13 protein-coding genes are annotated in these 12,416 nt (G+C 71.7%); 8 read left to right on the top strand and 5 right to left on the bottom strand.

The window, feature by feature from the left end; all coding sequences use genetic code 11:
* Positions 1–11 precede the first annotated feature (11 nt).
* Complete coding sequence (locus ACZ6YG_RS07530) at positions 12–935, bottom strand: glucosyl-3-phosphoglycerate synthase (RefSeq protein ID WP_219544607.1); 924 nt, start codon at positions 933–935, stop codon at positions 12–14.
* A 42-nt stretch (positions 936–977) separates the two neighbouring features.
* Positions 978–2,450: a helix-turn-helix domain-containing protein gene (locus tag ACZ6YG_RS07525; protein ID WP_372452420.1), complete on the bottom strand. Its 1,473-nt coding sequence runs from the start codon at positions 2,448–2,450 to the stop codon at positions 978–980.
* 258 nt (positions 2,451–2,708) lie between these two features.
* Here ACZ6YG_RS07525 and aceA point away from each other — a divergent pair, with 258 nt between their 5' ends.
* The 3 genes from aceA (at position 2,709) to ACZ6YG_RS07510 (ending at position 5,943) form a co-directional block, all read left to right on the top strand.
* Complete coding sequence (aceA, locus tag ACZ6YG_RS07520; protein ID WP_148032372.1) at positions 2,709–3,995, top strand: isocitrate lyase; 1,287 nt, start codon at positions 2,709–2,711, stop codon at positions 3,993–3,995.
* A 140-nt stretch (positions 3,996–4,135) separates the two neighbouring features.
* The gene (locus ACZ6YG_RS07515; protein WP_364227758.1) at positions 4,136–4,669 is read left to right on the top strand and encodes a SigE family RNA polymerase sigma factor; all 534 of its coding nucleotides are present in this window, start codon (positions 4,136–4,138) and stop codon (positions 4,667–4,669) included.
* Positions 4,666–5,943 carry a TolB family protein gene (locus ACZ6YG_RS07510; protein ID WP_466017459.1) on the top strand — a complete coding sequence of 426 codons (1,278 nt, stop codon included), beginning with the start codon at positions 4,666–4,668 and terminating at the stop codon, positions 5,941–5,943. The genes ACZ6YG_RS07515 and ACZ6YG_RS07510 overlap by 4 nt, the downstream gene beginning before the upstream one ends.
* Here ACZ6YG_RS07510 and ACZ6YG_RS07505 read toward each other — a convergent pair.
* Positions 5,936–6,769, bottom strand: coding sequence for a siderophore-interacting protein (locus ACZ6YG_RS07505; protein ID WP_148032375.1), 834 nt, complete (start codon positions 6,767–6,769; stop codon positions 5,936–5,938). The two genes, ACZ6YG_RS07510 and ACZ6YG_RS07505, sit on opposite strands and share 8 nt — an antisense overlap.
* Before the next feature lie 129 nt (positions 6,770–6,898).
* The gene (locus ACZ6YG_RS07500; protein WP_219544604.1) at positions 6,899–7,879 is read right to left on the bottom strand and encodes an alpha/beta hydrolase; all 981 of its coding nucleotides are present in this window, start codon (positions 7,877–7,879) and stop codon (positions 6,899–6,901) included.
* A 349-nt stretch (positions 7,880–8,228) separates the two neighbouring features.
* Between ACZ6YG_RS07500 and ACZ6YG_RS07495 the strand changes: the two genes are divergently transcribed.
* From ACZ6YG_RS07495 to ACZ6YG_RS07485, 3 genes are read left to right on the top strand one after another with little or no spacing between them, the layout of a single operon-like run.
* Entirely contained in the window at positions 8,229–8,924 is a 696-nt protein-coding gene (locus ACZ6YG_RS07495; protein WP_466017458.1) for an ABC transporter permease, read from the top strand.
* On the top strand, positions 8,917–9,705 hold the full coding sequence (locus ACZ6YG_RS07490; protein ID WP_148032378.1) for an ABC transporter permease: 789 nt from the start codon (positions 8,917–8,919) through the stop codon (positions 9,703–9,705). Before ACZ6YG_RS07495 ends, ACZ6YG_RS07490 begins: the two co-directional genes overlap by 8 nt.
* Positions 9,706–9,707: 2 nt before the next feature.
* A complete protein-coding gene (locus ACZ6YG_RS07485; protein WP_261808632.1) occupies positions 9,708–10,460 on the top strand; it encodes an ABC transporter ATP-binding protein in 753 nt (250 codons plus the stop codon).
* Here ACZ6YG_RS07485 and ACZ6YG_RS07480 read toward each other — a convergent pair.
* Positions 10,457–10,915, bottom strand: a complete 459-nt coding sequence (locus ACZ6YG_RS07480) for a hypothetical protein (protein ID WP_466017457.1) — start codon at positions 10,913–10,915, stop codon at positions 10,457–10,459. The genes ACZ6YG_RS07485 and ACZ6YG_RS07480 overlap by 4 nt on opposite strands.
* A gap of 146 nt (positions 10,916–11,061) precedes the next feature.
* Between ACZ6YG_RS07480 and ACZ6YG_RS07475 the strand changes: the two genes are divergently transcribed.
* Together ACZ6YG_RS07475 and ACZ6YG_RS07470 are read left to right on the top strand one after the other, a co-directional pair.
* Positions 11,062–11,598 (top strand): MFS transporter, encoded by a 537-nt coding sequence (locus ACZ6YG_RS07475; RefSeq protein ID WP_148032379.1) that lies wholly within the window; start codon positions 11,062–11,064, stop codon positions 11,596–11,598.
* Positions 11,599–11,646: 48 nt separating this feature from the next.
* Positions 11,647–12,363, top strand: coding sequence for a YcnI family protein (locus tag ACZ6YG_RS07470; RefSeq protein ID WP_148032380.1), 717 nt, complete (start codon positions 11,647–11,649; stop codon positions 12,361–12,363).
* Positions 12,364–12,416: the final 53 nt, after the last annotated feature.

Here is a 12,416-nt window from a genome sequence, read left to right as displayed (position 1 = left end):
GTCGTCCTGCCTCACCGCAGTGTCAGCATCGGGGGTCGTTCGGCGATGGAGACGTCGCTGCTGACCACCCGGTGGCCGCCCGCGCAGCGGCGGAACTGGTCGAGGCAGGACGACAGGTCGTGGCAGCGGCCGAGCTTGCCCTGGCGGAGCAGCCGCGAGTAGGCGGCCAGCATGATCTGGGCCGCCATGTTGCCCAGGGCCTCGGTCGACTGCGGCGCGTGCTCGCGGGAGCCCAGGTCGACCTGGGCGAACGCGTCCAGCCCCGCCAGGTCGAGCAGGTCGACGAGCAGCCCGAGCTCGACCCCGTACCGGGTGAGGAACGGCACCCGCTCCAGCGCGGAGCGGCGGCCGGCGTACTCGCCGGCGAGCGGCTGGACGAACCCGGCGAGCTGGGGCCAGTGGAGGTTGATGAGCGGGCGGGCGACCAGTTCGGTGACGCGGCCGCCGCCGTTGGGTGCGCCGTCGAGCGGCCGGTCGTAGCAGCCCTTGGCGTAGGCGACGCTGCGGTCGGTGAGCAGCGGGCCGAGCAGTCCGCTCACCAGGGACGACTGGAAGCCGCGGATGTCGGCGTCGACGAACGCCACGATGTCGCCGCTGGTGACGGCGAGGGACTTCCACAGCGCCTCGCCCTTGCCGTCGAGCGGGCCCAACTCGGGCAGGATGGCGTCCTGGGCGTGCACGTCGGCGCCGGCGCGGGCGGCGACGGCGGCGGTGTCGTCGGTGGAGCAGGAGTCGATGACCACGACCTCGTCCACGAGGCCGCCCAGCTCGTCGAGGATGACGCCGACGATGTGACCCACGGTGTCGCGTTCGTCACGCGCGGGTAGAACCACGCTGACAGACGTGCGGCCCTTCGCCTCGGCCAGCTCGCGCACCGGCCAGTCGGTCGTGCGTGTGGTGCGGCGCCGCAACCAGGTCCGAACTTCAGGCAGCATGCGACCACCCCCGTTCATCCCCTGAGTTCTGCCCTCCGGGGGTCAACCCGTGACGGCGTGGCGCTCCAAGAATGTGTAAACATCCGCCTCGTCGACGCCGGGGAAGGAGCCGGGCGGCAGGGCGGCGAGCACGTGTGAGTTGGCGCGGGCCGACGGCCAGGCGTAGCCCTCCCAGCGCTCGGCCAGCGCGGTGGGCGGGCGGCGGCAGCAGTCGCCGTTGGGGCAGGTGGACTTGGTGCGGTTGGTGGTCTCGCGGCCGCGGAACCAGCGCGACTCCTTGAACGGCACCCCGAGCGTGATGGCGAAGTCGCGCTCCCGTGACGGGTCGACGTGCGCGACGCAGAAGTAGGTGCCCGTGGGCGAGTCGGAGTACTGGTAGTAGACGGAGAAGCGGTCGGGCGAGGCGAACACCTGGCGGCCCGACCACTGCAGGCACATCCGCTGCCCCTCGATGGCGCCCTGCTCGTCGGCGGGGAAGACGATGCCGTCGTTCTCGTACGCCTTGTAGATGATGCCGCCGGCGTCGTTGCGGACGAAGTGGCAGACCAGGTCGAGGTGGTGGGTGGCGAGGTTGGTGAAGCGGTGGGCGGCCATCTCGTACGAGACCGCGAACACGTCGCGCAGGTCCTCCACCGACAGCGCCCGGTCGGCCTTGGCTTCCTGCAGGTAGACGGCGGCGGCCTTCTCCGGCACGAGCACGGCGGCGGCGAAGTAGTTGGCCTCGGTGCGCTGGCGCAGGAAGTCGGCGAAGTCGCGGGGCTTGTTGTGGCCGAGCGCGAGGTGGCCGAGCGTCTGGAGCAGGATGGTGCGCGGGGTGTGCATGCCGAGCTGCTCGTGCTTGACGTAGATGCGGCGGTTGCGCATGTCGGTGATGGAACGCACCGACCGGGGCAGGTCCTGGGCGGTGTGCACGGTGTAGCCGAAGTGGGTCACCAGGCTCTGGATCATGCTCTGCGACAGGGCGCCGGCGCGGTAGCCGACGGCGCCGAGCGCCTCGGCGGCGGCCTGCTCGATCTCGGGGAAGTAGTTGCCCAGCTCGCGCTGGCGGCGGCGCAGCTCGGCGTTGGCGGCCCTGGCCTCCTCGGGGGTGGCGGTGCCGCGCGCCTCGCGGGAGCGCAGCTCGCCGTAGAGGCCGAGGATGTGCTCCAGCACGTCGTTGGGCACGCGGGCGGAGACCTTGAGACGCGGCAGCCCGAGATCGGCGTAGATGGGGTCGCGCTGGGCCTCTTCGAGGGCGATCTCCAGCTGGGCGCGGCGGTTGGGCGGCTGGCGGCGCAGCAGCTCCTCGACCGGCACGTTCAGCGCCGAGGCGAGCGACTTGAGCAGGGAGAGCTTGGGCTCGCGCTTGCCGTTCTCCAGCAGGGAGAGCTGGCTGGGCGCCCTGCTGACCCGTTCGCCCAGGTCGGAGAGGGTGAGCCCGCGCTGCTTGCGGAGGTGGCGCAGGCGTTGCCCGAACGCGATGAGATCGAGCTCATGCGTCAAAGTCAGCGGTTCTTCACCCAGCAAGGACGCCATGCACGCATCTTAGTCGGAAATTCCGCTCATCTTCTAGACGTACGGGAGGCGCCCGCAGGCCCTGTGAGGCCGGGCGCACCACCTCTGACCAGTGGTCTAGTCCATAGGGAAAACTCTCGATTTTTTCTGCCGTGAATACCGACCAGTAGTTGCATGTCGCGGAAATTTGCTGTTTTTTCTCTCCTGTTCTGGCTGTTGCCGGGGGTCACGGGGGCACAGACTCGGCATACGCCCCAGGGGACGACAAAGGAGTGAACGATGAACGATCGCCTCAAGGGAGCCGCCGAGCAGCTGCGGGACGAGTGGGAGAACGACCCGCGCTGGGCCGGCATCGAGCGCACCTACAGCGCCGAGGACGTGATCCGGTTGCGTGGCAGCGTCCAGGAGGAGCACACGCTCGCCCGGCTCGGCGCCGAACGGCTGTGGAGCCTGTTGCACACCGAGGAGTACGTGCACTCGCTCGGCGCGCTGACCGGCAACCAGGCCGTGCAGCAGGTGAAGGCCGGGCTGAAGGCCATCTACCTGTCCGGCTGGCAGGTCGCCGCCGACGCCAACCTGGGGGCGCAGACCTACCCCGACCAGAGCCTCTACCCGGCCAACTCCGTGCCGGCCGTGGTCCGCCGCATCAACAACGCGCTGCTGCGCGCCGACCAGATCACCTGGTCGGAGGGCCGGGAGGACGCGCCGCACTGGCTGGCGCCCATCGTGGCCGACGCCGAGGCCGGGTTCGGCGGCGTGCTCAACGCCTTCGAGCTGATGAAGGGCATGATCGCCGCCGGCGCCGCCGGCGTGCACTGGGAGGACCAGCTCGCCTCCGAGAAGAAGTGCGGCCACCTCGGCGGGAAGGTGCTCATCCCGACCGGCCAGCACATCAAGACCCTCAACGCCGCCCGCCTCGCCGCGGACGTCGCGGGAGTCCCCTCACTGGTCATCGCGCGGACCGACGCCCAGGCCGCGACGCTCCTGACCAGCGACGTGGACCCGCGCGACCAGGAGTTCTGCACCGGCGAGCGCACCGCCGAAGGCTTCTACCGGGTGCGCAACGGCATCGAGGCGTGCATCGCCCGCGGCCTCGCCTACGCCCCGCACTCCGACCTGCTCTGGATGGAGACCGGCACGCCCGACCTGGACGTGGCCCGCGAGTTCGCCGAGGCGATCAAGGCCCGGTATCCGGACCAGATGCTGGCCTACAACTGCTCGCCTTCCTTCAACTGGAAGCAGCACCTGGACGACTCCACCATCGCCAAGTTCCAGCGCGAGCTGGGGCACATGGGGTACAAGTTCCAGTTCATCACCCTCGCCGGGTTCCACTCGCTGAACTACTCGATGTTCCACCTCGCCCAGGGGTACGCGACCGACGGCATGACCGCGTACGTGGACCTGCAGGAGGCGGAGTTCGCCGCGGAGGCGCACGGATACACCGCCACCCGCCACCAGCGCGAGGTCGGCACCGGCTACTTCGACCTGGTCAGCACGGCCATCTCGCCCGACTCCTCGACCACCGCGCTCAAGGGGTCGACCGAGGAGGAGCAGTTCGCCCACTGACCGCATGAGCTCGCCGGTTACCTCCAGGGCATGGGTGGTTCCCCCCGGCGAACGGCCGCGCCAGACCTTCCCCGGCCTGGCGCGGCCGACCCATGTCCGCCAGCCCGTGCAACGGATCGGCCGCGTTCCTTCTCTGAGAGGTGGAAGGAATCGACGGAAGGCTGGAGCAGGTGGATGGAGACGCCCGATTCGCGGAGTTTGTCGCCGAGCGGGGTGAGGCGCTGATGCGCTACGGCTACGTGCTCGCGGGCAACCCGCACGACGCCGCCGACCTGGTGCAGGAGGCGCTGCTCAAGGTGCGGGCCGCCTGGCCGCGGCTGCGCTCGAAGGACAACCCCGAGAGCTACGCGCGCACCACGATGGCACGGCTGCACATCGCGGCCTGGCGGCGGCGCAGACGCGAACAGCTCACCTGGGAGCCACCTGACAGGGAGCACCGCGACGCGCTGCCCAGCGGCGACGAGCGCGCCATGTGGCTGGCGCTGGCCGGCCTGCCCCGCAAGCAGCGCGCCGTCCTGGTGCTGCGCTACTACGAGCAGCTCGACGACGCCGAGATCGCCAAGGTGCTCGGCGTCTCCCGCGGCACCGTGCGCAGCCAGGCGTCGCGGGCGCTGGACAAGCTGCGCGCCGCCGTCCCCGCCGAGTGGAGCGCGGTCGGGGAGGGAGCGCGATGAACCGGACGCCCGACGTGGAGGACACCCTGCGCAGGACGCTGCGGCAGGCCGCAGGCCAGGCGCCCGGACTGCCCGCTGATGCGGCCGCCTCCCAGGTGGAGGCCCGCTACCGGCGGCGCAGGCAGCGCAGGCAGGCGCTGCTCGCCGGCGCGGCGGTCGTGGTGATCGCGGGCGGGGTCGCGGGCGGCCTGCGCGCCGCAGACAGAGCCGCCGACCGGGCCGCCGACCGGGCCGCCACCGTGACCCCGGACGCGACGGCGACGGCGGCAGTCTCGCCGCCCGTGTCGCCGGCCCAGTCCCACGCCCCGTCCTACGACGTCAAGCCGGAGCCGATCGGATCGGTGTGGCCGGAGGCGCTGCGCGAGGTTCCCGCCAAGACGCCCGACGGCAAGAAGATCCAGCCGATCCTCCTCCTCGACGACCGGACCCTGCTCGTCTCCACCTGGGCCTCGTTCGAGAAGACCGACGCCCTGTACGCCTACGACCTGGACACGCTCGCCCTGCGCGAGATCACCCACGTGGTGACCCCCAAGGGGACCGTGCTGTTCGCGTCGGGCTTCGACGCCGCCGGCGGGCACGTCGCCTGGTGGACGCAGCTCAAGGACGGCACCGCCCAGATCTGGGCGGCTCCCCTGACGGGCGGCGAGGCTCGGGTCATCGGGAGCCGCGAGCTGGACGAGCGCGGCGTGGACAAGGTCGAGATCGTCGGTGACCGGGTCGCGTTCTCCGCCCGCTCCGGGGGCGTGTTCACGGTCCCGCTCGGCGGCGGTGAGGTGGAGCCGGTCGCGAACGGGGCGGGCATGCACCTGCTGTCCTGGCCGTGGATCGGCACTCCCGGCCCGTACAGCGGGCACGAAGGCGAGCACTACGGCCTGATCCGCAACCTGCGGACCGGCGAGACCGACCGGGCCCTGGTACGGGACGGCGAGCGGGTGCATGCCTGCGGCGTGACGCTCTGCGTAGGCAGCTCCGGGGCGGTCCCCTTCCACCGGATGCGCGACGGCTCCCAGCAGCAGGAGCTGCCCGGCGGCATGGCCAGGACGCCGCCCGCCCTGGATCGCTTCCACGTCGCCTCGGTCCGCTACGGCCGGCACGCGGGCGGCGTCGTGCTCTTCGACCTGCGCACCGGGGCTTCCGCCGACCTCGGCATCCCGTCGAAGCGTACGGCGGGCGGATTCAGCCTCATGAGGCCCGGTTTCGACGACGACGGGAGGCTGCTCGCCTACCCGGTCGGGGACACCCTGCGCGTGATCGACGTCACGAAGATCAAGTGAGGATGGCGGCTTCCTCGGCCTCGACCTGCTTGTTCCAGTCCTTCTTGACCGCGCGCCACGACTCGTCGTCCGCTCCGGCCCGCCAGTAACCGGAGATCGACAGGTGCGCCATCGGGATGCCCAGGCCGACCCGCAGGTGGCGGCGGAGCTGCTTGACGAACCCGGCCTCGCCGTGCACGAACGCCTGCACCCGCCCGGCCGGGAAGCCGAAGGAGCACACCGCCTCCACCAGGGCCTGCCCGACCGGGCGGTCGCCCCGGTACAGCCAGACCACCTCGACGTCGCCGGGCGTGCTCAGCTTGATCTCCTCCTCCGGCCCCGCCACCTCGATGAACGCGAACGCCCGCGCCCCCTCGGGCAGCGCCTCCAGGGACGCGGCGATGGCGGGCAGCGCGCTCTCGTCACCGGCGAACAGGTGCCAGTCGGCCTCCGGGCCGGGCGCGTAGCCGCCGCCGGGTCCGATCATGAGCAGCTCGTCACCCGGTCCGGCGTTGGCCGCCCACGGGCCGGCCAGGCCCTCGTCGCCGTGGTAGACGAAGTCGAGCGTCAGCTCGCGGGTGTCGGGGTCCCATGCGCGCACGGTGTAGGTGCGCAGCCGCGGCCAGAACTCGCGCGGCATGGTCTCCCGTACCTGCTTGACGCTGAACGGCTGGGGGTAGTCGACCCCCTCGTGCGGGAACACGATCTTCACGTAAGTGTCGGTGTGGCCGGACGTCTCGAAGTCGCGGAGTCCGTCACCTCCGACGATGACCCGGATCATGTGCGGCGCGATGCGCTCGGTACGCAGCACGACGCCTCGGTGGTGATCCCTCGGCTTACCGGTCATGCGGAACAGCTCCTTGCTTAGGGGTGCCTAACCTACACTCTGCTCCCCGCGCGGCGTCAGCGCGATGCGAAATGTCACTCTCGCCCCTCTGCCCCTGTCCCGGCAGCCGATTCACCCCGTGCGCGACCTTCAGGCGGCGGCCTCGTCCTCCGCCGCCAGCTCCTCCAGACCGGCCACGGCCGCCAGGAACATCGCCATGTGCCGGAACGCCAGCCGCGCCTCCGGCAGCACGTCCGCCAGGATCGGGAACACGTGCGGCATGCGCGGCCACTCCTCGTAGGTCACCGGCACGCCGCCGTCCCTGGCCCGCTCGGCGACGCGGCGGGCCTCGTCCCTGAGCACCTCGGTCGACCCGGTGACGATCATCAGCGGCGGCAGCCCGGTGAAGTCGCCGAGCACCGGGGAGACCAGCGGGTCGCGCGGGTCCAGCCCGTCGGTCCAGCGGCGGGCCAGCCAGCGCACCCGCCCGGCCGGCAGCATCGGGTCCTGCCAGCGGTTCGCGCGCCGGGGGAAGTCGGTCAGGTCGGCCCAGGGCGACAGGCACAGGGCCGCCGACGGCAGCGGCAGGCCGCGGTCACGCAGCGCCAGCAGCGTCGCCAGGGTCAGGTGCCCGCCCGCGGAGTCGCCTGCGATGATCATGTCTTCCGGCTCGTACCCGCGCCCCAGCAGGCAGTCGTAGGCTTCGAGGGAGTCGCTCAGCGAGTCGGCCAGCTTGTGCACCGGACCCTGGCGGTAGTCCAGCGCCAGCACCGGGCGGCCCGCCACCGCCGACAGGCGCCAGGTGATCGGCCGGTGCGTGCGGGGTGAGCACGAGAAGTAGCCGCCGCCGTGCAGATACAGCACCACCTTGTGCTCGTCCAGCGTGTCACGCCCGCGTACCCACTCGCCGCCGCACGCGGAGAACGCGGCGGGAACCAGCGAGACGTGGTCGGGCGTCGCCGCGGGGAGCAGCCTGACCAGCTCTCCCAGCTGGGACGCGGCGGTCAGCGCCAGGGCGTGGCGCAGGAACAGATGGGAGGCCGGCTTGAGGGTGTGACGCATGAGGCCGGTGAGAGCGCGGGCCTGCCAGCTCAGTGGATACTCGGGAGCGACATCCCTGTCCAGGTGCATTTCGGGCCTCCGGCATGTTGATTCCCCGCCAGAACATCGCTCTACCCGTCGGTAAGTATCTCATCGCTTTTCCCGGACATTTCGGCAATGCTGCCTGCTAGAGGGTTATGCCCGCCGACGCCGGGGCGCCATCTATCCCGTTGCCAACCGCTGACCGCCGGTTGGATAATTCCAGGCCTTCCATCCGACCGGCCCGTGCGCGCGCACGGTCCCGGGCACGCGCCGTCACCGTGCCCTCACCCTCCGGAGGTGCCAAACCATACCCCTCTACCTGCGGCTCGCCCGGTACGGCTTCCGCAAGCACGCCACCTACGTCTGGGCCGCGCTCGCCGGCGCCTTCACCAACACCGTGTTCGGCATCCTGCGCGCCTACATCCTCATCGCCCTCTGGCAGGCCAGGCCCGGCCTGGCCGGCTACGACGTCGCCCAGGCCGTCACCTTCTGCTTCGTCACCCAGGCCTTCATCGGGCCGATGCAGCTGTTCGGCGGCGGCCTCGCCATCCCCCAGCGCATCCGCAGCGGCGACATCGCGCTCGACCTGGTCCGCCCCGCCCCGCTCCAGCTCTGGACACTGGCCGAGGACCTCGGCCGCGCCGGCTACCTCCTGCTCGTCCGGGGCATCCCGCCGATGCTCGTCGGCGCCGCCCTGTTCGGCATCGTCGTGCCCGACGGACCGGGCCGCTGGGCGGGGCTGCTCGCCGGCCTGCTCCTCGGCGTCGTCACCAGCTTCGGCTGGCGCTACCTGGTGGCGCTGTCGGCCTGCTGGCTCGCCGACGACCGGGGCGTCAACGTCGCCTCCACCGTGCTCACCACCTTCCTCAGCGGCCTGGTCCTGCCGCTGACGATCTTCCCCGGCTGGCTCGGCGACGTCGCCAGGGTGCTGCCCTGGGCCGCCATGGCGCAGGCCCCCGCCGACCTCTACCTCGGCACCGCCCCCGTCCTCGACACCCTCGCCTTCCAGGCGTTCTGGGCCGCCGCGCTGCTCGCCCTGGGCGCGCTCGGCACCCGCGCCATCCGCCACAAGGTGGTGATCCAGGGTGGTTAGGACCTACCTGCTCCTCGCCTGGACCTGGACCCGCGCCGCCGCCGCCTACCCCGCCTCCTTCGCGCTGCTCCTGGTGCTCGGCTGCGCCACCGCCGCGCTCGACCTCGCCGCCATCCTGATCGTCTTCGCCAACACCACCTCGCTCGGCGGGTTCACCCGCGAGGAGGTCCTCTTCCTGTACGGGACCGCCGGGATCGCCTTCACCCTCACCGACCTGCTGTTCAGCAACCTCGACCGGGTCAGCGCGCACATCAGGGACGGCACGCTCGACACGTTCCTGATCCGGCCCGTGAACGCCTGGATCCAGATCGCCACCGACCGGTTCGTGCCCGCCAGGATCGGCCGCGTCCTGCAGGCCGCCGCCGCCCTCGGCTACGCCCTCGCCGCGCTCGACCTGGACCCGCGGCGGCTCTGGATGGTGCCCGTCATGATCCTCTCCGGCGTGGTGATCTTCACCTCGCTCTGGACGCTGGCCGCCGCTCTCCAGTTCGCGCTGGTCGACGCGCCGGAGGTGAGCAGCGCCTTCACCTACGGCAGCGCGCAGCTCGCCCAGTACCCGTTCAGCGTCTACGGCCGCGAACTCGTCCGCGGCGTCACGTACGTGCTCCCGCTGGCCTTCATCAACTGGCAGCCGGGCCTGTACGCGCTGGGCCGCGACGACCCGTTCGGCACGCCCGGCTTCATGCGCTTCCTCGGGCCCGTCGCGGCCCTCGTCCTCGCCCTGCTGGCCGCGCTCGCCTGGCGCCAGGGGCTGCGCCGTTACCGATCGACAGGGAGTTGACCATGACCATGATCGAACTGAACCAGGCGGGCCGCACCTTCAAGGTGAAGCGGCGGACCGTGCACGCCGTACGCGACCTGACCTTCACCGTCGCACCCGGGGAGTTCGTCGGCTACCTCGGCCCGAACGGCGCCGGCAAGTCCACCACGATCAAGATGCTGTGCGGCATCCTGACGCCCAGCTCCGGCACCGTGCGGGTGGCGGGGCTCGACCCGTCGCGCCGGCGCACCACGCTGGCCCGGCACATCGGCGTGGTCTTCGGCCAGCGCACCACGCTCTGGTGGGACCTGCCGCTCAAGGACAGCTTCGAGCTGATCCGGCTCCTTTACAAAGTAGTAGATCGCAAAGTGTTCGCGGAACGGCTGGCGGAGCTGACGGCGACGCTGGACCTCGGCCCGTTCATGAGCACGCCGGTGCGCCAGCTCAGCCTCGGCCAGCGGATGCGCGGCGACCTGGCCGCGGCGCTGCTGCACGCGCCGGAGGTGCTCGTGCTCGACGAGCCCACGATCGGGCTCGACGTCGTGAGCAAGGCCGGCATCCGCGAGTTCCTGGCCAGGATCAACGCCGAGCGCGGCACGACCGTGCTGCTGACCACCCACGACCTGGGCGACATCGAGCGGCTGTGCCGCCGCGTGATGCTGATCGACCACGGCCGGCTGGCCTTCGACGGGACGCTGGACGACCTGATGGCGAGCGCTCCCGGTCTCTCCTCCATCGAGGAGGTGGTCACCCACCTCTACACCACCGGGCGCTAGTAGTAGCTGCCCTCCCGGGTCTGCTCCTCGTAGTCGTCGTCGTCCTCGTCGTAGCGGCGCGCCCAGCGCGAGGGCATCAGCACCGGGATGAACAGCGCGACGCCCAGGAGCGCGAGCACGCCGCCGCGGAGCAGGATGTGGGCGCCGGAGACGATCTCCCTGACGACGCCGTTCACCGCCGGGCCGTCGGGCAGCAGGGTCAGCGCCCGGTTCGCGTCCAGCGCGTACACCACGGTCCAGGCCAGCAGGACCATCGACGGGATGAAGGTGGCGACCGGTGACACCCGGCCCGCCACCACGAGCCCCACGACGAGGCCGACGGCGGCCATGGAGCCCAGCGCGATCCAGAGCGACGGGCCGACCGGCGGTGCGGCCTGGACGTCCGCCATCGTCTGCCGCACCGCCCAGCCGCCACCTCCCAGCACGGCCGCGGTCACCACAAGCCCGAGGAGCAAACCACCTAAGTGCCGCAACGTTCTCACCTCATGTCGACGTGGTCGGCACGACCCTAGCGAACAAACGCCGCGAATCACCCGGTCATCACGCGGCTTCCCGCTTGAGCTTTCGCACGTCTTCTGCCCGTGGCACCATGAGCACACTCATGCGAGCGCACCTGCCTTTCCGGCTCATCCGGACGGCGGCCTTCGCCGCCGTCTGTGTGCTCCTCGCGGCCCTGGCCCACTGGCTGAGCGGCGGATCGCGGCCCCCGCCGTGGACCCTGCCGGCCGGGGGCGGCGCGGTGTTCGGGCTCGCCGCCGCGCTGGGCGGCAGGGAGCGCTCACCGGCCCAGGTCGGCTGGCTGCTGGTCGCGGCCCAGCTCGGGCTGCACGAGCTGTTCGGCGGCGACGGCACCGGCTACGTCGCCGCCCACATCCACGGGCAGGGGCTGGGCGAGGCGCTCGGCATGCTGGTGGCCCACCTGACGGCCACGCTCCTCACCGGCTGGTGGCTGTCGCGCGGCGAGGCCGCGCTCTGGGCGCTGCTGCGCCGCCTGGCCCGCCGCCTCCTGCTCCCCCGGCCCGTCCCCGCGCGTCCCGCCGCCCGGCCGCCCGTGCCCGTCGTACGGGTGCGCGACGTGCCGCCGGACCCGGCGGTCCGCCACAGCGTCACCAGGCGAGGTCCTCCACTTCCCGCCTGACCTGCTGACACCTCTCATCCCCTATGCCCACCAAGTGGAGTTATCGACATGTCCTTCTTCAGACGTGCGGCGACCGTGCTCGCCGCCACCACCGCTCTCACCGCCGCGCTCGCCCTGCCCGCGCTGGCGCACGTCACGATCAACCCCGGCACCGCCGTCGCGGGCGGGTTCACCAAGGTCGCCTTCCGGGTGCCGAACGAGCGCGACGACGCCAGGACGACCAAGATCGAGGTGACCTTCCCCACCGATCATCCGCTGGCGTTCGTCTCCGTCAGGCCGGTGCCCGGCTGGACCGTCAAGGTCACCGAGGGCAAGCTGCCCAAGCCCGTCACCACCGAGCACGGCGAGCTCACCGAGGCCGTCACCACGATCGCCTGGTCGGGAGGTGAGATCGGCCAGGGCGAGTTCCAGGAGTTCGAGGTGTCGATGGGACGGCTGCCGACCGGGGTCGACCAGCTGGTGTTCCCGACCAAGCAGACGTACTCCAGCGGCGAGGTCGTCTCCTGGGCCGACGCCCCGGCGGCCGACGGGTCCGAGCCCGAGCACCCGGCGCCCGTGCTCAAGCTGACCCCGCCCGCCGACGCCTCCCCCGCCGCGTCCGCCTCCCCGTCCGCCTCCGCCGGCCTCGTCGCGGCGCCGGCCGCGTCCGGCGCGGCCCCCGCCTCCTCGGACGGGACGGCCCGCCTGCTGGGCGGCGCCGGCCTCGCCGTCGGCGTCGCCGGCGTGGTGATCGCCGCCCTGGCCCTCCGCCGCCGCCCCTCCTGATCGCCACCTTCGCCCCGTACGCGACCCGTACGGGGCGAAGCCCTTACCCTCGC

The organism is Nonomuraea sp. NPDC054003, assembly GCF_055585125.1.
This window is presented reverse-complemented; position numbering and strand designations above follow the sequence as displayed.